Raw genomic sequence first — 20,926 nt, forward strand, 5'->3', positions numbered from 1 at the left:
CCCGCACGGATAAGGAAAGGCTGAACGCTCATGTCTCCCATCCCCCGCAGGTCCCTCCTCAAGGCGGCCGCCGTCGCCGGAGTAGCCGCGCAGTTCAGCTGGGCCCCAGGAGCCAAGGACGCGCAGGCCGCGCCCAGAGCCGAGGCCGCGGCCGGCGATCCCGTGACCCTGGACTGGCTGGAGGACGGCGGCCTGGGGGCCGCGCCCGGCTCCACCGTCGGCGTCCCCTGGCCGAAGGGCGCCTTCCAGCCCGACCAGACGTTCGCGCTCACGGACACGGACGGCAAGGCTGTGCCCGTGCAGTCCTGGCCGATCGCGTACTGGCCGGACGGCTCCCTCAAGTGGTCGGCGCACGCGGTGAGTTCGGGCTCCGGCAAGCTCACCCTCGCGGCCGGTGACGCGGCGACCCCCGACAAGAACGTCACCGTCGACAAGAGCGGCGGCACCATCGACGTCTCGACAGGCGTGATCACCGCCAAGATCGGCAAGAACGGCTCCACCCTGATCAAGTCGGTGACCCGCGGCTCGACCGAGATCGCCAGGAACGGCCGGCTCGTCCTCATCCGCCAGCCGGAGATCGAGGACGGGGACCAGGGCACCGTCAAGACCGAGCGCTTCGACGGCGCGATCGGCGCGGTGACGGTCGAGCAGGAGGGGCCGGTCCGGGCCGTCGTCCGCATCGACGGCAAGCACCGCAAGGGGGGCCGGAGCTGGCTGCCGTTCTCCATCAGGCTGTACTTCTATGCCGGCGCCGACTCCTTCCGCATGGTGCACACCATCACCTACGACGGCACCCAGGAGCCCGGCAAGGCGAGCGGCGACTTCATCCGCGGGCTGGGGGTGCGCTTCGGCGTGCCGATGCGGGACGCGTCGTACGACCGGCACATCCGCATCGGCGGCGAGGGCACCGGACTGCTGCGGGAGGCGGTCAAGGGCATCACGGGCCTGCGCCGCGACCCGGGCGCGGCCGTGCAGGCGGCCCAGTACGCGGGCCGGAAGCTGCCCGACCCCTCCACCTGGGACCAGCGGGTGACGACCCGGCTGCAGTACATCCCGGAGTGGGGCGACTACACCCTCTCCCAGCTCTCCGCCGACGGCTTCACGCTGAGGAAGAGGACCAAGAAGGGCTACGGCTGGATCGGCGCAGGCGGCGGCAGGCGCGCCTCCGGCTTCGGCTACGTCGGCGGCGTGAGCGGCGGATTCTCCTTCGGCCTCAGGGACTTCTGGGAGAAGCACCCCGCCCAGCTCGACATCCGCGACGCCCACACCGACGAGGCCGAGGTCACCCTCTGGCTCTGGTCGCCCGAGGCCCAGCCCATGGACCTGCGCTTCTACCACGACGGCATGGGCCAGGACACATACGCCAAGCAGCTCGAAGGCCTCAACATCACCTACGAGGACTACGAGCCGAAGTTCGGCACCCCCTACGGCATCGCCCGCACCTCCGAACTCCTCTTCTGGGCCAACGAGTCGACCCCGACCGCCGAGAAGCTCGCGGCACAGGTCGAGGCCGTACGAGCGCTGCCACAGCTCGCCGCCCCGCCCAGGCAGCTGATCAAGGCCAAGGTCTTCGGTCCGGGCCTGTACTCCGAACCCGACCGTTCCACGCCGGCCAAGGCGAAGATCGAGGACCACCTCGACTTCCTCTTCACCTACTACAAGGACCAGGTGGAGCAACGCCGCTGGTACGGCTTCTGGGACTACGGCGACTTCATGCACTCCTACGACACCGTGCGCCACCAGTGGCGGTACGACGTGGGCGGTTACGCCTGGGACAACTCCGAGCTCTCGCCGGACATCTGGCTCTGGATGGCCTACCTCCGCTCCGGCCGCGCGGACATCTTCCGCTTCGCCGAGGCCCTCACCCGGCACACGGGTGAGGTCGACGTCTACCACCTGGGCGACTGGGCGGGCCTGGGCACCCGGCACGGCGTCCAGCACTACGCCGACAGCGCCAAGCAGCAGCGCATCGCCAACACCACCTACCGGCGCTACTACTACTTCCTCACGGCCGACGAACGCGTGGGCGATCTCATGCACGCCAACGTCGACTCCGACGAGACCTTCCTGGTCCTCGATCCGCAGCGCAAGGTGCGGACGGACCCGTACACCCCGGACCGGCACGCCCTGTCGATCGGCTTCGGCACCGACTGGAGCGGTCTGGTGTCCGCGTGGCTGACCGAGTGGGAGCGCAGGGGCCCCAAGTGGGAGAAGGCGAAGGCGCGGGTGCTGTCGACGATGGAGGGCATCGCCGCGCAGCCCAACGGCTTCGTCCAGGGCAGCGGGCTGTACGACCTCGACACGGGCAAGTTCGCCGTCGCCTCGACGCCCGTGGTCTCCGTCTCGCATCTCTCGGCCGTCTTCGGCCTGGGCGAGCTGTGCGCCGAGCTCATCGACCTCGTGGACATGCCCGAGTTCAACCAGGCCTATTTCGACTACTGCCGCTACTTCAACGCCACCAAGGCCGAGCAGAAGGCCCGCTACGGCTCCGACTTCGGCACCCTGCTGCTGTTCCAGGGGCACTCGCGCCTGGACGCGTACGCCGCCGTCCGGACGGGTGACGCTGCGCTGGCCAGGCGGGCGTGGACGAAGTTCTACAGCTCGGACGGGTATACGGAGGCTTCGCCGTGGAAGACGGAGAAGCTGAGCGGGCCGTTGACGTTGGTCGCCGGCAGCGAGGCCGCTTGGGTGTCGTCGAACGACACTGCGCTGTACGGCCTCGCGGCCATTGAGAATCTGGCGCTGCTCGGCGACAAGATGCCGTAACGGAGCCGCACATTGACAGCGCCCCGCGCCCCTGGCGGGGCGCTTCAGTGCATGGTGGTCAGAATGTCCCGCACCCGGCGGACATCCCTGAGGCGGCGTTCGTAGGTCGCCCCCAGTGCGAGCAGCAGCAGGCCGGCGAGTGCGAAAGGTACCCAGCGGGGGAGGGCGCCGGTCATCTGGACCAGGTACGGGGCCAGTTCGTGCAGGGAGTCCAGGACCAGTACCGAGCCGCCCAGGACGAGGGGTGCCTGGAGGCGGTGGCGGGCACCCAGCAGGGTGGTCAGCAGGGCCGCCGTGCCGAGCAGCAGCGGGCGCGTCCAGTGCGGGTCGTGCCAGGCCGCGGCGAGGCTCGGCAGCAGGGTGGCGGCGAGTCCGGCGCCGTACGCCGTCCACGACGACGCCTGCGGATCGCGGGACCTGCGCCAGGCGCCGACACACAGCGCCGGCACGGTGACCGGGAGCGTGTACGCCTCGACGGTGCCGACGTCCCAGGCGGCCAGCCGGACCCAGCCCGCCAGCAGGAAGAGGGCGGCGGCCGCATAGCTCGCGGGGCGGCGGTCGGACCGTACCGCCGTGGCCGCGGCGATCACTCCGCACAGGGCAAGCACCAGGGCGAGCATCGGCGGGGCGGTGATCGCGAGGCCGACGGCCAGCAGTCCGGCGGCGGCTCCGGTGACTTCGACCGGCACGCGCGCGTGGCTCTCGCCGAGGCGCGCGGCGAGCAGGGCCGCGGCCACCGGGACCACCAGGACCAGCAGCGCGGTGTGCTGCGGCTGCCAGTCAGCCGCCAGACCTGTCGCGCATGCCAGCGCGGTGGCGTACACGAGCCCGGCCGGGGCGGTGAAGGGCGCGAGGGGCGCCCGCAGCGAGGCGGCGGCGAACAGTGCCGTCAGGACGGACAGCACGGTGAGGGTGGCCGTCTGGGAAGCCAGTGAGAGGAAGGCGAGGGAGACCGAACCGCCCAGGGCGAGCGTGGTGGCGGTCGCGGGCAGGAGCCGGAAGGCCGCCGCCGCGAGGGCCGCTCCGGTCACCGCCCCCTGCAACAACAGGGCCGCGGAGTAGGGGAGTTGGAGGACCGCAGGCAGCGTCATGACGGTGGCCCAGGCGAGGAGCGCCGCGCCGGTCAGTGCCTGGGGCCGCCGGGTCTCGCCGCGGACCAGCAGGGCCAGCAGGGCCGCGACGACCACCGGGCCGAGGAGCAGCTGACCGGGATACGGCGGCCACGGCGTGTGGACGGCCGCCGCGGCCCGCGCGTCCGAGGGTGCACCGGTCCACCAGCGCTCCGCCCGGCCCAGCGGACCCAGCAGCGCGACCACGAACAGCGGCAGCGCACAGGCGACGGCGAGTGTCTGCACGGCGGCGGAGGCCTGGACCAGCCCGCGCCGCACCGGCTCGGGCAGCCGCACCCGCAGGGCCGCGAGCAGCGCCACGCCGCACGCCAGGTACCCCGGTACGGTCCACCCGTCGGGCAGCGTCACCCGCAGCACGCCACCGACCGCCGTGACCAGGAGCAGACCGCCCGTCGCGGCGTTGCCCGTGGCCAGGGCGGGCTTCGGCAGCCGCCAGGCGGCCCCCAGCGCGATCGCCGCCGCAAGGGTGAGGAGCGCCGCCGCACGGGCGGCGGCGCCCGGACCGGCGGCATCCCACGAGAGCCAGCCGGCCGTCAGTGCACCCAGGGTGCCCGTGCCGTACGCGCCGACGGCGGCGGGGACGCCTACGGACCTGGCGGTCACCCGGAGCGCCACACCTGTGTCGAACCCGGCCGTCACCAGCAGCGCGGCCGCGATCCCGGACGACCCCGCGCCGGCCGAGATCGCCCAGAAGAACAGCGGGAGTTGGGCCGCCGCCAGTGCGGCGGGCAGCGGCAGCCGCAGCTCCGCCGCACGCGGCAGCAGACCGTACGCCGCCCAGAGCCCCGCCAGCAGCGCCGACACGACGGCCGTGTATCCCGCGCCGTCCGTCCCCATGAAGGCGACCTGTTGCAGTGCGTACGCGTCCAGCACCGTCAGCGCCAGCCCCAGACCGGCCACCGACTCGGCCGTCGAACGCAGCCCGCGCCGCAGCAGGACAAACGGCGCGGCGAGCGCGGCCACCGTGACCGCACCGAGCACGAGGGCCCGCCCCGTGATGCCGAGATGCCCCCAGCTGACCAGCGTGAACACCATCGCGGCGACGGTGAGCAGCACCCCGCCGAGCAGCAGCAGAAGGTTCTGCACGCCGGGCGCGGTGGCCTCCGGGCGAGACGCCTCCACGGGCGCCTGCGAGGCCTGCGGTGCCGGGTGCACGGGGCGCGCCGCCTGGAGCGCGGCGACCAGCCAGGCACGGCGATGGAGCAACTGGGCCCGGCGGGCGTCCAGTTGCCAGAGCTCGGCGTCGAGGAGCCGCAACTCCTCGGCCGGGGGCGGAACATGCGTCATGCCTGGGAGTGTGGTCCGCGTCACGTCGTACGGCATGAGTGCAGGTACTCAGCCACATACTCAGATCCCGCCACCGCGGCTCGGATGCGAGGGCGAACGCCCTGGGTACGGGCAGACTCCCGCCATGGACTGGACGCACTACCGCTTCCGAAGCCTCTGGGCCCTGCCCGCCCCGCCCGCCACCGTGTACGAGGTGCTGGAGCGGGCCGAGGAGTACCCCCGCTGGTGGCCCCAGGTGCGGGAGGTGACCCGGCTCGACGACACCTCCGGCGTCATCCGGATCCGCTCCCTCCTCCCGTACAACCTGCACTTCACCGCCCGCGAGACGCGCCGCGACCCCGCCGCGGGCGTCCTGGAGATCGCCATGTCCGGCGACCTCGAGGGCTGGGCGCGCTGGACGATCACCGCCGGGGGCGCCGGCACCCTCGCTCGCTTCGAGCAGGCCGTCGTCGTGCACAAGCCGCTGCTCAGGCGGTTCGCCGTGCCGGGCCGGCCGGTGTTCCGCGCCAACCACCGGCTGATGATGCGGGCCGGGCGGCGAGGCCTGGTCGCGTACCTGGAAGCGGTTTGAAGGAAACCCGCGAAGACCTGTATGGTTCAGTGCGTTCCCGGGCGATTAGCTCAGTGGGAGAGCGCTTCGTTCACACCGAAGAGGTCACTGGTTCGAACCCAGTATCGCCCACCGGGAGAAGGCCGGTCCGCAGCAGCGGACCGGCCTTCTGCATGTCGGCGTGCTTCATGCCGCCGCCGGAAGATCCGGCCGCAGCGGCCACGCCGTGTTCACGATCTCCTCCGTGCCGCTCTTCGCGAACCACGCCTGAAGACCGCGCGCCTGGGCCGCGTGCCAGGTGGTCTGCAGGGCGTGCAGCTCGGCGGGGGAGAGGCGCTCCAGCCGGGCGGCGAAACGACGCCCGAGGGCCCGTACGACGTCCAGTGCGGCCAGGGCGTCCGCCGCCGCGTCGTGCGCACCCTCCAGCGTGACGCCGTAGTGCGCGCACAGGTCGGTCAGGGTGCGGCGGCCCTTGCGGTAGCGGTCCAGGTGCTTGTCGAGGACCCGCGGGTCGAGCACCCGCAGCGTCGACGACTGGAACCAGCGATCCAGCGAGGAGGCGCGATGGCGGCGCAACTCGCGGTCCAGGAGCGTCAGATCGAACGGCGCGTTCATCACCACGAGCGGACGGGCCATCGCCGCCTGCTCGGCCAGTGCCTCGGCTATCTCGTACATCACCGGCGCCGGCCAGCGGCCGTTGCGCTGCAGGTGTTCGTCCGTCAGCCCGTGCACCGCCGTCGCCGCCTCCGGCACCGGCACACCCGGGTTGACCAGCCAACGAGTCATCCGGGGCCGGCTGCCCGGGGCGTCCTGGACGACGACGGCGGCCGACACGATGCGGTCGGTCTCGACGTCGACACCCGTGGTCTCCGTGTCGAAGGCGGCCAGGGGCCCCTCGTACCAGGTCGTCATGCCTACACAACTCCTCGTTCACCCACGGCAGCTGACGTCCCGTCTTCTGCCTGTTTGGTGATACCCGGGCTGTTTGCGCCGTACGCCGGAAGGACACAACAGGAGTACGGGTCTTTGCAGTTCAGCGGCCCGCAGCGGGGAAACTCTTGGCGTGGAAGGCTGTTGGTCATGGCGATAGCGCAGCCCGAGCGGGGCGGGCTGCTGCCCGAACGTGCGGGCCCCCTTCGCGGCACACTCGCCACCACCGCCTGCATGGAGACACTGCAGGTGGGTTATCTGCACGCGGTCGCGGCGGCGGCCGGCTGCTCGCTGTCGCAGCCGTTTCCGGACAACGGCATCGACTGGCACGTCAGTCACGGCTCGCCCGGGCACACCGTCGACGACGAGGTGACCATCAAGGTGCAGCTGAAGTGCACGTACCAGATCGCGCCGAACCCGCCGGGGCGCTTCTTCTCCTTCACGCTCGACAACGACCATCTGCGCAAGCTGGCGCGCACGCCGGTCTCGGTGCACAAGATCCTGGTCGTGATGCTCGTCCCGAGGTCCCAGGACGACTGGCTGCGCGCCAGCCACGACCGCCTCGACCTGCGGCACTGCTGCTACTGGGTCAACCTGGCCGGCCGTCCGGTCACCGGGCGGACCCGGACCACCGTGCGGATACCGACCTCACGCATCTTCGACGACCGGGCGCTGTGCGAGATCATGACGCGGGTCGGGGCCGGAGGCAGACCATGACGCACCGCCCGCTGGAGGAGCCGCTGCGGCCCGTGAGGCCGCACCCGGCCGACGCCTCCTGGCACCGTCCCCCCGAGCCCGACGAGGTCGACCCCGCCGTGCTCAGCGCCCTGCTGCACCGGCACGGCTGGGAGCGGCGCGGCGGGGCCGCCGGACGCTACGGCCGCTGGACCCCGCCCGGCCCCGGCGGCAGCGGGACGAGCCTGCTCGTCCCCGAGAGCCGCGCCTTCCCCGACAGTGACGACCTGCTCGGCGAGGCGCTCGTCGCGCTGACCCGCAGCGGCACGCCCTCCGCCCGCGAGGTGCTGGTGGGGCTCGCGGTGCCCAGCGACGAGATCCGCTGGTGGCGGGATGTGCCGGGCGGTCCCGCCGGCTCCGCGCCCTGGGTGGTCGAGGAGCAGCTGCGCGCCTCGGCCCGCCAGATGCTGCTCGCCGGAGCGCTCGCCACGCGCGCGCGTGCGGGCTATTACGGCGCCCGGCACCGCCGTGCCGCCGCCGCGCTCCTGGAGAGCGTCCTGGTCGGCTCCGCGGCCGGTGGCGGCCGGCTGACCGCCTTCGTGCCCGTCGGCACGGGCCGACAGCTGCCCGTACGCCTCCACCAGGCCCTGTACGCCGCCCGCGAGGCCATCGACTACCGGCGGGCCACCGGCGGCATGGACGCCTTCGACGGCGCCGTCGAGGCGGGCGTCAGCCGTGAACTCACCGAGGCGCTGATCGCCCTGGTCCGCGGCACAGAGGGCGCCAGGATCGCCGTCGAGTGGGCACCGGCCGCCGGGGTGCCCGAGGACTGCGTGGCGGGCGTCGAGCCGGTGGAGTTCTCACCGGGCGATCTGCCCGCGCTGCGCGAGGCCGGGGCCCGCTATCTGCGCGAGGAGCCGTCCGTGCCCGTGCGGATCACCGGCACGGTGGTGCGGATGCGCAGGTCGGGGCCGCGCGGGGAGGGCAGCGTACGGCTGCGGGTGATCGCCGGAGCCGAGGTGCCGCACGTCCGGATCACGCTGGACGAGGAGGACTACCGCATCGCCGGGCACGCCCACCTTGTGGGGCTGCCCGTACGGCTGCACGGGCGGCTGGAGAGCCGGGGCGGCTTCCGGCGGCTGACCGGGGCGGCCGGGGTCGCACCGGTGCAGGTGGAGGAGGCGGAGCGGGACCGGCTGATGAAGTCGATGCAGGAGCACGCGGAAAAGGGCGAGTTCTTCGAGGAGGCGTGCGCCGGGGAGGACGACGACTGAGCGCGGGCCTGCCTGCACGAAGGGCGACCGTTTCGCGGTCGGAGGGTCCGGGTCGGTACGATCCCCTATTGCGCGCGCTCCTGGTATGGCGCCGCACTCCACCTTCAGTCAGGAGAGACCGGTGTCAGACGTCCGTGTGATCATCCAACGCGATTCCGAGCGGGAAGAGCGCGTGGTGACGACGGGCACTACGGCCGCCGAGCTCTTCGCCGGCGAGCGCTCGATCGTCGCCGCGCGCGTGGGCGGCGAGCTCAAGGACCTCGCCTACGCGCCGGCCGAGGGCGAGGTCGTGGAGCCGGTGGAGATCTCCTCCGAGGACGGCCTGAACATCCTGCGCCACTCCACCGCGCATGTGATGGCGCAGGCCGTGCAGGAGCTGTTCCCCGAGGCCAAGCTGGGCATCGGCCCGCCGGTCAAGGACGGCTTCTACTACGACTTCGACGTCGAGAAGCCGTTCACGCCCGAGGATCTCAAGGCCATCGAGAAGAAGATGCAGGAGATCCAGAAGCGCGGGCAGAGGTTCGCCCGTCGTGTGGTGACCGACGAGGCGGCCCGCGAGGAGCTGGCGGACGAGCCGTACAAGCTGGAGCTGATCGGCCTCAAGGGCTCGGCGTCGCACGACGACGGCGCCGACGTCGAGGTCGGCGCCGGTGAGCTGACGATCTACGACAACCTGGACGCCAAGACCGGCGAGCTGTGCTGGAAGGACCTCTGCCGCGGTCCCCACCTGCCCTCCACCCGCAACATCCCGGCGTTCAAGCTGATGCGCAACGCGGCCGCCTACTGGCGCGGCAGCGAGAAGAACCCGATGCTCCAGCGCATCTACGGCACCGCCTGGCCGTCCAAGGACGAGCTCAAGGGCTACCTCGACTTCCTCGCCGAGGCCGAGAAGCGCGACCACCGCAAGCTGGGCAGCGAGCTCGACCTCTTCTCCATCCCGGAGCAGATCGGCTCCGGCCTCGCCGTCTTCCACCCCAAGGGCGGCATTGTCCGCCGCGTGATGGAGGACTACTCGCGCCGCCGGCACGAGGAGGAGGGCTACGAGTTCGTCTACACCCCGCACGCGACGAAGGGGAAGCTCTTCGAGACGTCCGGGCACCTGGACTGGTACGCCGAGGGCATGTACCCGCCCATGCAGCTCGACGAGGGCGTGGACTACTACCTCAAGCCCATGAACTGCCCGATGCACAACCTGATCTTCGATGCGCGCGGGCGTTCGTACCGTGAACTGCCGCTGCGCCTCTTCGAGTTCGGGACCGTGTACCGGTACGAGAAGTCGGGCGTCGTGCACGGCCTGACCCGCGCCCGCGGTTTCACCCAGGACGACGCGCACATCTACTGCACCCGTGAGCAGATGTCGGAGGAGCTCGACAAGACGCTCACCTTCGTCCTCGGCCTGTTGCGCGACTACGGTCTGACCGACTTCTACCTCGAGCTGTCCACCAAGGACCCCGAGAAGTTCGTCGGCTCCGACGAGGTCTGGGAGGAGGCCACGGAGACGCTGCGCCAGGTCGCCGAGAAGCAGGGCCTGCCCCTGGTCCCGGACCCGGGCGGCGCCGCCTTCTACGGGCCGAAGATCTCCGTCCAGACCAAGGACGCCATCGGCCGCACCTGGCAGATGTCGACGATCCAGCTCGACTTCAACCTGCCGGAGCGCTTCGACCTGGAGTACACGGGTCCGGACGGCTCCAAGCAGCGCCCGGTCATGATCCACCGCGCGCTGTTCGGCTCGATCGAGCGGTTCTTCGCGGTGCTCCTCGAGCACTACGCGGGCGCCTTCCCGGCCTGGCTGGCCCCGGTGCAGGCGGTGGGCATCCCGATCGGTGACGGGCACGTCGAGTACCTGGAGAAGTTCGCCGCGGCCGCGAAGAAGCAGGGCCTGCGGGTCGAGGTCGACTCGTCCTCCGACCGCATGCAGAAGAAGATCCGCAACGCCCAGAAGCAGAAGGTGCCCTTCATGGTCATCGCGGGCGACGAGGACATGTCGGCCGGTTCCGTCTCCTTCCGCTACCGCGACGGCTCGCAGGAGAACGGCATCCCGTTCGACGAGGCCATCGCGAAGATCGCCAAGGTCGTGGAGGACCGGACGCAGGTCTGACCGTCCGGTCCGGTCGGCCTGGTCCGCCGGTGTCCGAGGCCCCCGGGAGGCTCAGCCCCCCGGGGGCCTTCAGTCGTCCCCGCGGGCGAAGACCTGCAGCAGCCAGGAGGCGAAGGTGCCGGTCACCGCACCCAGCAGGGCCAGACCAATGGCCATCATTCCGACCGCGATCAGCCGGCCCAGCGGTGTCACCGGGGTGATGTCGCCGTAGCCGACGGTGGTGAGGGTTTCGCAGGTCCACCAGACGGCGTCGCCGAACGTCCGCATCGACGTGCCCTTCGCGCCGCGTTCCTGCTGGTAGACGGCGAGGGCACCGGCGAAGCCGAGCAGCACCGTCGCCAGCCCGGAGTACGCGATCACGCGCGCGTGCAGCGCGAGCCGGGGCTTGCCGTGCCGCCGCTGTACGGCTTCGTAGACCTTGACGATCCGAAGGGGCCGCAGCAGCGGAAGGATCACCACCGCCGTGTCCAGCAGGTGCTTCCGCACGAACCTGTGCCCCTGCCCGCTCAGTCGCCACAGCACCGCGTAGTTGAAGGCGAACAACGCCCAGGAGACCAGCAGCACCACGAGAGCCAGGTCCTGCACGGGGTCCGTCAGACCGGGTGCCAGGACGCGGATCGCGTACGAGGCGAGGAAGGCCAGCGACGCGACGGCGAGCGGAAGCTCGGTCCGCTGCTCCCAGCGATCTGCGCGAGTGTCATCGTCCACCGGCCCAGCTTGGCCCGGCGGGCTTTTCGCACAACCCCGCCGACACGCTGCGAACGGGCGACGCCATATGCTGCATGGCATGACGAGTGAGCCGGAGCAGCAGTTGGGAGTAGGGGTCCAGGACGCGTTCCAGCGCCTGTGGACGCCCCACCGGATGGCCTACATCCAGGGCGAGAACAAGCCGACCGGCCCCGGTGCCGACGACGGCTGCCCCTTCTGCTCGATCCCGGCCAAGTCCGACGAGGACGGGCTGGTCGTCCGGCGCGGTGAGCAGGTCTACGCCGTGCTCAACCTGTACCCGTACAACGGCGGCCACCTCATGGTCGTCCCCTACCGCCATGTCGCCGACTACACGGACCTCACGGACGCCGAGACCGTCGAGCTGGCCGCCCTCACCAAGCAGGCCATGACGGCCCTGCGCACCGCCTCCGGCGCCCACGGCTTCAACATCGGCATGAACCAGGGCACGGTCGCCGGCGCCGGCATCGCGGCCCACCTGCACCAGCACATCGTCCCGCGCTGGGGCGGCGACACGAACTTCATGCCGGTCGTCGGTCACACGAGGGTGCTGCCGCAGCTGCTGGCGGACACCCGGAAGATGCTGGCGGAGGCCTGGCCCTCGGCGTAGGCCCTACGCGTCGTACACGTCCGCCTTCTTGGGCGTGGGGTCCTGGATCTGCGTGCTCAGGAACGCCGACCTCGTGCCGAACTTCTCCGTGTCCACGCCGTTCTCCTCGAGGACCCGTATCGCCGCCGCGTGCACCACCCGCAGCACCGGTGTGGCGGCGCGCAGCGCGTCGTCGGCCATGAAGCGGTGGCGCCAGGGCTGGTCGGCCCAGGCGTGCCGGAGGCCGAAGGGCTCGGGCAGGGCTATCGTGCCGCCCAGCCAGTTCAGCAGCGGCGGGTACCAGGAGAGCGGGGCGCGGACGGCCAGTCGTACGACCTCGTCGGTGGTGACCAGCGGGAGGGACACCTTGCGGGTCTCCCACGGCTTGAACGACTTCTGGACCTCCTTGGTCGGCGCCTCGGGCTTGCTGGTGAACAGGGAGTTCACGGGGCCGAGCGCATGCCCGGTGACCTCGATGCGCAGCGTCTCGTGCAGCACGGTCACCGTGATCATCATGGTGATGACCAGCTGCCCGTCCCACAGGGTCCACTGCACGCCCAGGTAGTGCCGGTCGCCCGCGCCGAACTGCTGCTTGTTGCAGATGTCCTGTATCGCGTGGGACTTGACCTGGTACGCGTCCACGTCCGTGCCCTCGGGCCGGGACACCTCCTTCGCGCCCTCACCGATCGGTGTGACGATCCAGTGCCGTACGGAGGGGGTCGGGAAGCCGCCGGTGTTCAGCGTGTTGCGCTCCAGCATGCGCAGCTGGTCGTGGATGGAGCGGATGACGTCCCAGCTGCGGAAGGGGTGGATCTCCCGGGTCGGATCGGCGGGCACCAGGTCCTCCGCGAGCTGCCAGCTGCCCCAGCGGGTGCCCATGCCGAGGATGCCCTTGGGGCCGGCGTAGAACACGGAGTTGGACTGCTGCTCGGCGCTCAGCTTGGCCAGCGACTGGCGCAGCGCGTCCGCCTTCGTCTCGCCCGGGCTGGTCGGCACCGCCTCGGGCACCTTGGCCCCGATGCTGCTGCCCGCCAGCAGGCTGTCCCAGCGCTCGCGCAGGTCCTTCGCCGTCCGCTCGCAGATCTGCCTGGCCCAGAACCAGCCGATCACGGGCATGACCACCGAGGCCCGCGCATACCAGGCCCAGAAGCCCGTGAACGGCATGCGGATCAGGAAGATCACGGCGAGCGCGCCCACGGCCACCAGCAGGGTGGTGCCCAGCGCCCCGGCCCGCTTGTCGTCACGCTTGGCGATGGTGGTGCGGATCGAGAAGACCAGCAGCCAGACGAGGAGGCCGGGCAGGAACAGCAGGCCGCACAGCACCATCACGATGGTCAGCAGATTGTCGCGGTCCTTGCGGATGTTGTTCGCCGCCAGGCAGTGCTCGACGACGACCGGCGGCTCGGCGCCGAAGGACTGGATGAGCGGCTTGCGGCCGGACCCCACCATGCGGTCCACCACCGCCCGCGAGAAGGCCTCACCCAGGTTGGGCCGGAATATCCGCGCCCACTTCAGGCCCGGTTTGACGGTGGTCTGATGCCACTCGTTGTCCGCCTTCTTGATGTCCGCGACCGGGTTGTCCCGGTAGGCCGCGGAGGCCAGCGCGAACGTGGCCGTCTGGCCCTCGTTGCCCGTGCGGGGCACCTGAGGGCCGAAGATGTCCCCGTAGCCGCTCTCAACGGTCATTCCCGCCCCCGATCGCCGCCGACGTCGCTTCTGCGGCTTTCCCGACTTCCTTGCTCCGCACACCTGTTGATCACGTCGTCACGGTGTTCGTCCGACAACTTGATCACGTCATCAGCGTATCCGCAGGCACGGACATTCGTCGGCGGACGGCCGAAGCCGCCCGCCGACGGAGGGGAGCGTTCCACAAAAGCGACTTGGAAGCGCCCGGCGCCAACTACTAGGCGTCGCGCGCCTCTTCACGGATCCTTTCTGCGATCTGCGGAGGCATCGGCTCGTGCCGTGCGTAGGCGCGGTTGAAGCGCGCGGTGCCGTGCGAGAGGGAGCGCAGGTCCACGGCGTACCGTCCGATCTCGATCTCCGGCACCTCGGCCCGAATGAGTGTCCGGTTTCCAGTGGTCTGCTCCGTGCCCAGCACCCGGCCGCGCCGTCCGGACAGGTCGCTCATCACGGCGCCCACGTACTCGTCGCCGACCAGGACGGTCACCTCGGCCACCGGTTCCAGCAGATGGATCTTCACGTCGGCCGCCGCCTCCCGCAGCGCCAGCGCGCCCGCCGTCTGGAAGGCCGCGTCCGAGGAGTCCACGGAGTGCGCCTTGCCGTCCAGCAGGGTCACCCGGACGTCGATGAGCGGGTAGCCCGCGGCAACTCCCTTGGCGGCCTGGGCCCTTATGCCCTTCTCGACCGACGGGATGAACTGCCGTGGCACCGCGCCGCCGACTACCTTGTCCACGAACTCGATGCCCGAGCCGCCGGGCAGCGGCTCCACCTCGATCTCGCAGATCGCGTACTGCCCGTGCCCGCCGGACTGCTTCACATGGCGGCCGCGGCCCGCCGACTTGCCCGCGAACGTCTCCCGCAGGGAGACCTTGTGCGGGATCACGTCGACCTGGACGCCGTAGCGGCTGCGCAGCCGCTCCAGCGCGACGTCCGCGTGCGCCTCGCCCAGACACCACAGCACCACCTGGTGGGTGTCCTGGTTCTGCTCGAGCCGCATGGTCGGGTCCTCGGCGACCAGCCGGGAAAGACCCTGCGAGAGCTTGTCCTCGTCCGCCTTGCTGTGCGCCTGGATGGCGAGCGGCAGCAGCGGGTCGGGCATCTGCCACGGCTCCATGAGCAGCGGGTCGTCCTTGGCCGAGAGGGTGTCGCCGGTCTCCGCGCGGTTCAGCTTCGCCACGCACACCAGATCGCCCGCGATGGCGTGTGTCACGGTGCGCTGCTGCTTGCCGAAGGGGGTGGAGAGGGCGCCGATGCGCTCGTCCACGTCGTGGTCCTCGTGCCCGCGGTCGGCGAGCCCGTGCCCGGACACGTGCACCGTCTCGTCGGGGCGCAGCGTGCCGGAGAAGACGCGGACCAGCGAGATCCGGCCGACGTAGGGGTCGGAGGTGGTCCGTATGACCTCGGCGACCAGCGGACCGTCCGTGTCGCAGGCCTTCAGCTCGCGCGGCTTGCCGTCGATCGTGGTGACCCCGGGTGTGGGGTGCTCGAACGGCGTCGGGAAGCCGCCCGTGATCAACTCCAGCAGTTCGACGGTGCCGAGCCCCTGGCGGGCGCCCCCGGCCGCGGGGGCGGCGGCCAGGACCGGGAAGAAGACCCCGCGTGCGACGGCCCGCTCCAGGTCCTCGACGAGCGTCTTGAAGTCGATCTGCTCGCCGCCCAGATAGCGGTCCATGAGGGTCTCGTCCTCGCTCTCCGAGATGATCCCCTCGATCAGCCGGTTGCGGGCCTCCTCGATCTGGGGCAGCTGGTCCTCACCCGGCTCCGACTCCTTGCGCTCGCCGGACGAGTAGTCGAAGACCTTCTGCGACAGCAGCCCGGTCAGCCCCGTCACGGGCGCGTGCCCGTCCGGACCCTGCGGTCCGTGCAGCGGCAGGTAGAGCGGGAGCACGGCGTCGGGATCGTCCCCGCCGAAGGCCTCCGCGCAGGTCCGCGTCATCTCCTCGAAGTCCGCCCGGGCGGCCTCCAGATGGGTGATCACGATCGCCCGTGGCATGCCGACGGCCGCGCACTCCTCCCACACCATGCGGGTCGAGCCGTCCACGCCGTCGGCGGCCGAGACGACGAAAAGGGCCGCGTCCGCCGCTCGCAGACCGGCCCGCAGCTCCCCGACGAAGTCCGCGTATCCGGGGGTGTCGAGAAGATTGACCTTGATGCCGTCCCATTCGACCGGCACCAGGGAGAGCTGCACCGAGCGTTGCTGCCGGTGCTCGATCTCGTCGTAGTCGGAGACGGTGCCGCCGTCCTCCACGCGGCCCGCCCGGTTCACTGCTCCCGTGGTGAGCGCGAGAGCTTCCACCAGTGTTGTCTTGCCCGATCCGCTGTGGCCGACCAGCACCACATTCCGTACGGACGCGGGGTGGTCGGCCGCTGTAGCCCTGCCGGCGGCTCCGGGGTGTGCGCTTGCCTTGTCGCCCATGGCCTTGCCTCCCGTGCACGGTGAGGTCACTGTGGGCGCGGGCATGCCGGGCCGCGTGCGGTGGCGGCTCCGATGACGCCCGCGGTTCTTCGAGCTTTCCACTCCCGTCACGGTGCGTCCATACGAAGGACGTGATCGCGCCGCCCGCCGCCCGCGCGGGCCCTCCGCCGGATCTCCCCGCAGACGTCCGGGTGCCCGGCAGTCGCACACGCGCGCGCGTGGCTACGATGGGCCAGCCGGAGGCCAGCAGGGGCCGCGGCCACACCGACCGTCGGGAAGGCCATGCTGAACAAGTACGCGCGTGCATTCTTCACGCGTGTCCTCACGCCGTTCGCCGCGTTTCTCATCCGCCGGGGCGTCAGCCCCGACACGGTCACGCTCCTCGGCACCGCCGGCGTGATCGCGGGCGCACTGGTCTTCTACCCCCGGGGTGAGTTCTTCTGGGGCACGGTCGTGATCACGCTGTTCGTGTTCTCCGACCTCGTCGACGGCAACATGGCCCGCCAGCTGGGCCGCACCAGCCGCTGGGGCGCCTTCCTGGACTCCACGCTCGACCGGGTGGCCGACGGCGCGATCTTCGGCGGTTTCGCCCTCTGGTACGCCGGGAGCGGCGACGACAACGTCCTGTGCGCCGTCTCGATCTTCTGCCTGGCCAGCGGCCAGGTGGTGTCGTACACCAAGGCCCGCGGCGAGTCGATCGGCCTGCCGGTCGCCGTCAACGGTCTCGTCGAGCGCGCCGAGCGCCTGGTCATCTCGCTGGTCGCGGCCGGGTTCGCCGGACTGCACAAGTTCGGTGTGCCGGGCATCCAGTACCTGTTGCCGGTCGCGCTGTGGATCGTCGCCGTCGGCAGCCTGGTCACGCTGATCCAGCGGGTGGTCACCGTCCGTCGCGAGTCGGCGGAGGCGGAGGCCGCGGCGGCCGCCCCGGAGAACGCCTCACAGGGGAGCGAGGCGGCGAAGTGAGCCCCCGAGATCAGCTGACGGACGCGCTGTACGGCCTCGGCTGGGGCACCGTCAAGAAGCTCCCGGAGCCGGTCGCCGTACGGCTGGGCCGCTCCATCGCGGACCTGGCCTGGAAGCAGCGCGGCAAGGGCGTGCAGCGCCTGGAGAGCAACTACGCGCGCGTGGTGCCCGATGCGAGCCCGGAGCGCCTCGCCGAGCTCTCGCGCGCGGGCATGCGTTCGTACCTGCGCTACTGGATGGAGTCCTTCCGGCTCCCGGCGTGGAGCGCCGAGCGGATAAGGGCCGGTTTCGACCCCAAGGACGTGCACTACCTGACCGACGGGATCGCCTCCGACCAGGGCGTCATCCTGGCGCTGCCGCACATGGCCAACTGGGACCTCGCGGGGGCCTGGGTCACCACCGAGCTGGAGACGCCGTTCACGACGGTCGCCGAGCGCCTCAAGCCCGAGACCCTCTACGACCGCTTCGTCGCCTACCGCGAGGGCCTCGGCATGGAGGTGCTCCCGCACAGCGGCGGCACCGCCTTCGGCACGCTCGCCCGGCGGCTGCGCGACGGCGGCCTGGTCTGCCTGGTCGCCGAGCGCGACCTGTCGTCCTCGGGCGTCGAGGTCGAGTTCTTCGGCGAGGCCACCCGGATGCCGGCCGGCCCCGCCCTTCTCGCCCAGCAGACCGGCGCACTGCTCCTGCCGGTCACGCTCTGGTACGACGACTCGCCCGTCATGCAGGGGCGTGTGCACCCGCCGGTCGAGGTACCCGAGACAGGTAGCCGTGCCGAAAAGACGTCTGTCATGACACAGGCGCTGGCCGATGCCTTCGCCACCGGGATCGCCGACCATCCGGAGGACTGGCACATGCTCCAGCGCTTGTGGCTCAAGGACCTCGATCCTGCGAGGAAACCCCCGGCTCCCGAGAAGGGCATGTCGTGAGGATCGGCATCGTCTGCCCGTACTCCTGGGACGTGCCGGGCGGCGTCCAGTTCCACATCCGCGACCTCGCCGAGTACTTCATCCGCCTGGGCCACGAGGTGTCGGTCCTGGCACCCGCCGACGACGACACGCCCCTGCCGCCGTACGTCGTCTCGGCCGGCCGCGCGGTCCCGGTGCCGTACAACGGCTCGGTGGCCCGGCTGAACTTCGGCTTCCTGAGCGCCGCCCGGGTCCGGCGCTGGCTGCACGACGGCGAGTTCGACGTCGTGCACATCCACGAGCCGACCTCGCCCTCCCTGGGTCTGCTGACCTGCTGGGCGGCGTCCGGCCCGATCGTGGCCACCTTCCACACCTCCAACCCGCGCTCGCGGGCGATGATCGCCGCCTACTCGATCCTCCAGGCGGCCCTGGAGAAGATCAGCGCCCGGATCGCGGTGAGCGAGTACGCCCGCCGCACGCTGGTGGAACACCTCGGCGGCGACGCGGTCGTCATCCCGAACGGCGTCGACGTCGACTTCTTCGCCCGGGCCAAGCCCAAGGCCCAGTGGCAGGGCGACACCATCGGCTTCATCGGCCGCATCGACGAGCCCCGCAAGGGACTTCCGGTGCTCATGAGGGCGCTGCCCAGGATCCTCGCCGAGCGCCCGCAGACCCGGCTGCTGGTCGCCGGGCGGGGGGACGAGGAGGAGGCGGTCGAGTCGCTGCCCGCCGAACTGCGCCCCCGCGTGGAGTTCCTCGGCATGGTCAGCGACGAGGACAAGGCCCGCTTCCTGCGCAGCGTCGACCTGTACGTGGCGCCGAACACCGGCGGCGAGAGCTTCGGGATCATCCTCGTCGAGGCCATGTCCGCGGGCGCCCCCGTGCTCGCCTCCGACCTGGACGCCTTCGCCCAGGTCCTGGACCAGGGCGCGGCGGGCGAGCTGTTCGCCAACGAGGACTCCGACGCACTGGCCGAGGCGGCCCTGCGGCTGCTGGGGGACTCGGAGCGCCGGGCGGAGCTGCGCGAGCGGGGCAGCGCCCACGTACGGCGTTTCGACTGGTCGACGGTCGGCGCGGACATCCTGTCGGTGTACGAGACGGTGACGGCGGGAGCGGCCGCGGTCGCGGCTGCGGAGGACGAGCGGCCGGGCCTTCGGTCGCGGTTGGGTCTGGCGCGGGACTGAGGGGCGCTTGCTGGCGCCGGTCGGCGGCCCGTCCGGCGTCTGAGGACGAGGCCGTTCGGTCCGACGCGGGGGTCCGGGGGCGGCAGCCCCCGGGGACGGTCGCGTCGATGCCCCGCACGTCTTTCGGCCGACCCGGCGGAGCGTAGGGTTGCCGCCCGTGACCGCAACACTCATCTGGATCCTCGTCGCCCTCCTGGCGATCGGCCTGTACCTGAGCTGGACGGCGGGCCGCCTGGACCGGCTGCACGCCCGTATCGACGCCGCCCGGGCCGCGCTCGACGCACAGCTGCTGCGCAGGGCCTCCGTGGCCCAGGAACTCGCCACCTCCGGTGTCCTCGACCCTGCGGCCTCGATCGTCCTGTACGAGGCGGCGCACGCCGCCCGGCAGGCCGAGGAGGAGCAACGGGAGGTCGCCGAGAGCGAGTTGAGCCAGGCGCTGCGGGCCGTCTTCGCGGAGGCGCCCCAGGTGGAGGCGGTCCGCGAGGCACCCGGCGGGGAGGCGGCCGCCCGCGAGCTCACCGAGGCCGTACGACGGGTCCCGATGGCACGCCGCTTCCACAACGACGCGGTGGGCGCGGCCCGCCGTCTGCGCGAGCACCGCAAGGTCCGCTGGTTCCGCCTGGCCGGCCACGCCCCCTTCCCGATGGCCTTCGAGATGGACGACGAGCCACCGGCCGCGCTTGCCGACCGGGTCGCCCAGCAGCCGTAACGCCACCGCGGCCCCGAAAAGGATCCACCGGCTTTCCATTGGCCCTTGCCGTGGACTGGTCCACTCACGTTTCCTCGGTGCTTGCAGAAGCCCTCTTTCACTCAGTGAGGTCAACCCGTGTCCAGCACGCTCTCCGAAAACCAGGCCCCCGAGACCGGCACCGCGCGCGTGAAGCGCGGAATGGCCGAGCAGCTCAAGGGTGGCGTGATCATGGACGTCGTCACGCCGGAGCAGGCGAAGATCGCCGAGGACGCGGGCGCCGTCGCCGTCATGGCCCTGGAGCGGGTCCCGGCCGACATCCGCAAGGACGGCGGCGTGGCCCGGATGTCCGACCCGGACATGATCGAGGGCATCATCGAGGCCGTCTCCATCCCGGTCATGGCCAAGTCCCGCATCGGCCACTTCGTCGAGGCCCAGGTCCTGCAGTCCCTCGGCGTCGACTACATCGACGAGTCCGAGGTCCTCACCCCGGCCGACGAGGTCAACCACTCCGACAAGTGGGCCTTCACCACCCCCTTCGTCTGCGGTGCCACCAACCTGGGCGAGGCCCTGCGCCGCATCGCCGAGGGTGCGGCCATGATCCGCTCCAAGGGCGAGGCCGGCACCGGCAACGTCGTCGAGGCCGTCCGCCACCTGCGCCAGATCAAGAACGAGATCGCCAGGCTGCGCGGCTACGACAACCACGAGCTGTACGCCGCCGCCAAGGAGCTGCGCGCCCCGTACGAGCTGGTCAAGGAGGTCGCCGAGCTCGGCAAGCTCCCCGTGGTGCTGTTCTCCGCCGGCGGTGTCGCCACCCCGGCCGACGCGGCTCTGATGCGTCAGCTCGGCGCCGAGGGCGTCTTCGTCGGCTCCGGCATCTTCAAGTCCGGCGACCCGGCCAAGCGCGCCGCCGCCATCGTGAAGGCGACCACCTTCTACGACGACCCCAAGATCATCGCGGACGCGTCCCGCAACCTCGGCGAGGCCATGGTCGGCATCAACTGCGACACCCTGCCCGAGACCGAGCGCTACGCCAACCGCGGCTGGTAAGGCACTGGATCA

Annotated in this window: 16 protein-coding genes and 1 tRNA gene; 12 read left to right on the top strand and 5 right to left on the bottom strand. The window is 71.3% G+C overall.

Annotated elements, in window-relative coordinates; all coding sequences use genetic code 11:
• Positions 1-30: 30 nt before the first annotated feature.
• Positions 31-2,766, top strand: coding sequence for an exo-rhamnogalacturonan lyase family protein (locus tag ABT254_RS10470; RefSeq protein WP_351466520.1), 2,736 nt, complete (start codon positions 31-33; stop codon positions 2,764-2,766).
• A 44-nt stretch (positions 2,767-2,810) separates the two neighbouring features.
• Here ABT254_RS10470 and ABT254_RS10475 read toward each other — a convergent pair whose 3' ends face one another.
• Complete coding sequence (locus ABT254_RS10475; RefSeq protein ID WP_351466523.1) at positions 2,811-5,183, bottom strand: SCO7613 C-terminal domain-containing membrane protein; 2,373 nt, start codon at positions 5,181-5,183, stop codon at positions 2,811-2,813.
• A 124-nt stretch (positions 5,184-5,307) separates the two neighbouring features.
• Between ABT254_RS10475 and ABT254_RS10480 the strand changes: the two genes are divergently transcribed.
• Both ABT254_RS10480 and ABT254_RS10485 read left to right on the top strand, forming a co-directional pair.
• On the top strand, positions 5,308-5,754 hold the full coding sequence (locus ABT254_RS10480) for an SRPBCC family protein (RefSeq protein WP_351466526.1): 447 nt from the start codon (positions 5,308-5,310) through the stop codon (positions 5,752-5,754).
• Between the two features lie 39 nt (positions 5,755-5,793).
• A tRNA-Val gene (locus tag ABT254_RS10485) sits at positions 5,794-5,865 on the top strand.
• A 54-nt stretch (positions 5,866-5,919) separates the two neighbouring features.
• Here ABT254_RS10485 and ABT254_RS10490 read toward each other — a convergent pair.
• A complete protein-coding gene (locus ABT254_RS10490; RefSeq protein ID WP_351466529.1) occupies positions 5,920-6,645 on the bottom strand; it encodes a 3'-5' exonuclease in 726 nt (241 codons plus the stop codon).
• Positions 6,646-6,813: 168 nt separating this feature from the next.
• Between ABT254_RS10490 and ABT254_RS10495 the strand changes: the two genes are divergently transcribed.
• From ABT254_RS10495 to thrS, 3 genes are all read left to right on the top strand, one after another.
• On the top strand, positions 6,814-7,380 hold the full coding sequence (locus tag ABT254_RS10495; RefSeq protein WP_351466532.1) for a DUF4365 domain-containing protein: 567 nt from the start codon (positions 6,814-6,816) through the stop codon (positions 7,378-7,380).
• Positions 7,377-8,612, top strand: a complete 1,236-nt coding sequence (locus ABT254_RS10500) for a hypothetical protein (protein ID WP_351466535.1) — start codon at positions 7,377-7,379, stop codon at positions 8,610-8,612. Before ABT254_RS10495 ends, ABT254_RS10500 begins: the two co-directional genes overlap by 4 nt.
• Before the next feature lie 121 nt (positions 8,613-8,733).
• Positions 8,734-10,710 carry a threonine--tRNA ligase gene (gene thrS, locus ABT254_RS10505; protein WP_351466538.1) on the top strand — a complete coding sequence of 659 codons (1,977 nt, stop codon included), beginning with the start codon at positions 8,734-8,736 and terminating at the stop codon, positions 10,708-10,710.
• A gap of 69 nt (positions 10,711-10,779) precedes the next feature.
• Here thrS and ABT254_RS10510 read toward each other — a convergent pair whose 3' ends face one another.
• On the bottom strand, positions 10,780-11,418 hold the full coding sequence (locus ABT254_RS10510) for a potassium channel family protein (RefSeq protein WP_351466541.1): 639 nt from the start codon (positions 11,416-11,418) through the stop codon (positions 10,780-10,782).
• Positions 11,419-11,485: 67 nt separating this feature from the next.
• Here ABT254_RS10510 and ABT254_RS10515 point away from each other — a divergent pair, with 67 nt between their 5' ends.
• Complete coding sequence (locus tag ABT254_RS10515) at positions 11,486-12,046, top strand: HIT family protein (RefSeq protein WP_351466543.1); 561 nt, start codon at positions 11,486-11,488, stop codon at positions 12,044-12,046.
• Between the two features lie 3 nt (positions 12,047-12,049).
• On the opposite strand, the gene ABT254_RS10520 is transcribed toward ABT254_RS10515, so the two are convergent.
• Both ABT254_RS10520 and ABT254_RS10525 read right to left on the bottom strand, forming a co-directional pair.
• Positions 12,050-13,711, bottom strand: a complete 1,662-nt coding sequence (locus ABT254_RS10520; protein ID WP_351466546.1) for an AbeC-like domain-containing protein — start codon at positions 13,709-13,711, stop codon at positions 12,050-12,052.
• Positions 13,712-13,928: 217 nt separating this feature from the next.
• A complete protein-coding gene (locus ABT254_RS10525; RefSeq protein WP_351466549.1) occupies positions 13,929-16,124 on the bottom strand; it encodes an elongation factor G-like protein EF-G2 in 2,196 nt (731 codons plus the stop codon).
• A gap of 282 nt (positions 16,125-16,406) precedes the next feature.
• Here ABT254_RS10525 and pgsA point away from each other — a divergent pair, with 282 nt between their 5' ends.
• The 5 genes from pgsA to pdxS all read left to right on the top strand — a co-directional run bounded on the left by pgsA (position 16,407) and on the right by pdxS (position 20,914).
• The gene (gene pgsA, locus ABT254_RS10530; protein WP_450751569.1) at positions 16,407-17,087 is read left to right on the top strand and encodes a phosphatidylinositol phosphate synthase; all 681 of its coding nucleotides are present in this window, start codon (positions 16,407-16,409) and stop codon (positions 17,085-17,087) included.
• Positions 17,084-18,013 (top strand): phosphatidylinositol mannoside acyltransferase, encoded by a 930-nt coding sequence (locus tag ABT254_RS10535; protein WP_351466552.1) that lies wholly within the window; start codon positions 17,084-17,086, stop codon positions 18,011-18,013. The genes pgsA and ABT254_RS10535 overlap by 4 nt, the downstream gene beginning before the upstream one ends.
• A complete protein-coding gene (locus ABT254_RS10540; protein WP_351466555.1) occupies positions 18,010-19,176 on the top strand; it encodes a glycosyltransferase family 4 protein in 1,167 nt (388 codons plus the stop codon). Before ABT254_RS10535 ends, ABT254_RS10540 begins: the two co-directional genes overlap by 4 nt.
• Positions 19,177-19,333: 157 nt before the next feature.
• Positions 19,334-19,885 carry a LemA family protein gene (locus ABT254_RS10545; protein ID WP_351466558.1) on the top strand — a complete coding sequence of 184 codons (552 nt, stop codon included), beginning with the start codon at positions 19,334-19,336 and terminating at the stop codon, positions 19,883-19,885.
• Between the two features lie 117 nt (positions 19,886-20,002).
• On the top strand, positions 20,003-20,914 hold the full coding sequence (gene pdxS, locus ABT254_RS10550; protein ID WP_196464055.1) for a pyridoxal 5'-phosphate synthase lyase subunit PdxS: 912 nt from the start codon (positions 20,003-20,005) through the stop codon (positions 20,912-20,914).
• Positions 20,915-20,926: the final 12 nt, after the last annotated feature.

The organism is Streptomyces sp. NPDC001137 (assembly GCF_040298885.1).
Taxonomy (GTDB): domain Bacteria; phylum Actinomycetota; class Actinomycetes; order Streptomycetales; family Streptomycetaceae; genus Streptomyces.

Coding starts and splice junctions, on each gene's coding strand:
- ABT254_RS10490 (WP_351466529.1), bottom strand. CDS start 6,645: ATGACGACCTGGTACGAGGGGCCCCTGGCCGCCTTCGACACGGAGACC.
- ABT254_RS10515 (WP_351466543.1), top strand. CDS start 11,486: ATGCTGCATGGCATGACGAGTGAGCCGGAGCAGCAGTTGGGAGTAGGG.
- ABT254_RS10525 (WP_351466549.1), bottom strand. CDS start 16,124: ATGGGCGACAAGGCAAGCGCACACCCCGGAGCCGCCGGCAGGGCTACA.
- ABT254_RS10470 (WP_351466520.1), top strand. CDS start 31: ATGTCTCCCATCCCCCGCAGGTCCCTCCTCAAGGCGGCCGCCGTCGCC.
- ABT254_RS10495 (WP_351466532.1), top strand. CDS start 6,814: ATGGCGATAGCGCAGCCCGAGCGGGGCGGGCTGCTGCCCGAACGTGCG.
- ABT254_RS10520 (WP_351466546.1), bottom strand. CDS start 13,711: ATGACCGTTGAGAGCGGCTACGGGGACATCTTCGGCCCTCAGGTGCCC.
- ABT254_RS10480 (WP_351466526.1), top strand. CDS start 5,308: ATGGACTGGACGCACTACCGCTTCCGAAGCCTCTGGGCCCTGCCCGCC.
- ABT254_RS10475 (WP_351466523.1), bottom strand. CDS start 5,183: ATGACGCATGTTCCGCCCCCGGCCGAGGAGTTGCGGCTCCTCGACGCC.
- ABT254_RS10500 (WP_351466535.1), top strand. CDS start 7,377: ATGACGCACCGCCCGCTGGAGGAGCCGCTGCGGCCCGTGAGGCCGCAC.
- pgsA (WP_450751569.1), top strand. CDS start 16,407: ATGCTGAACAAGTACGCGCGTGCATTCTTCACGCGTGTCCTCACGCCG.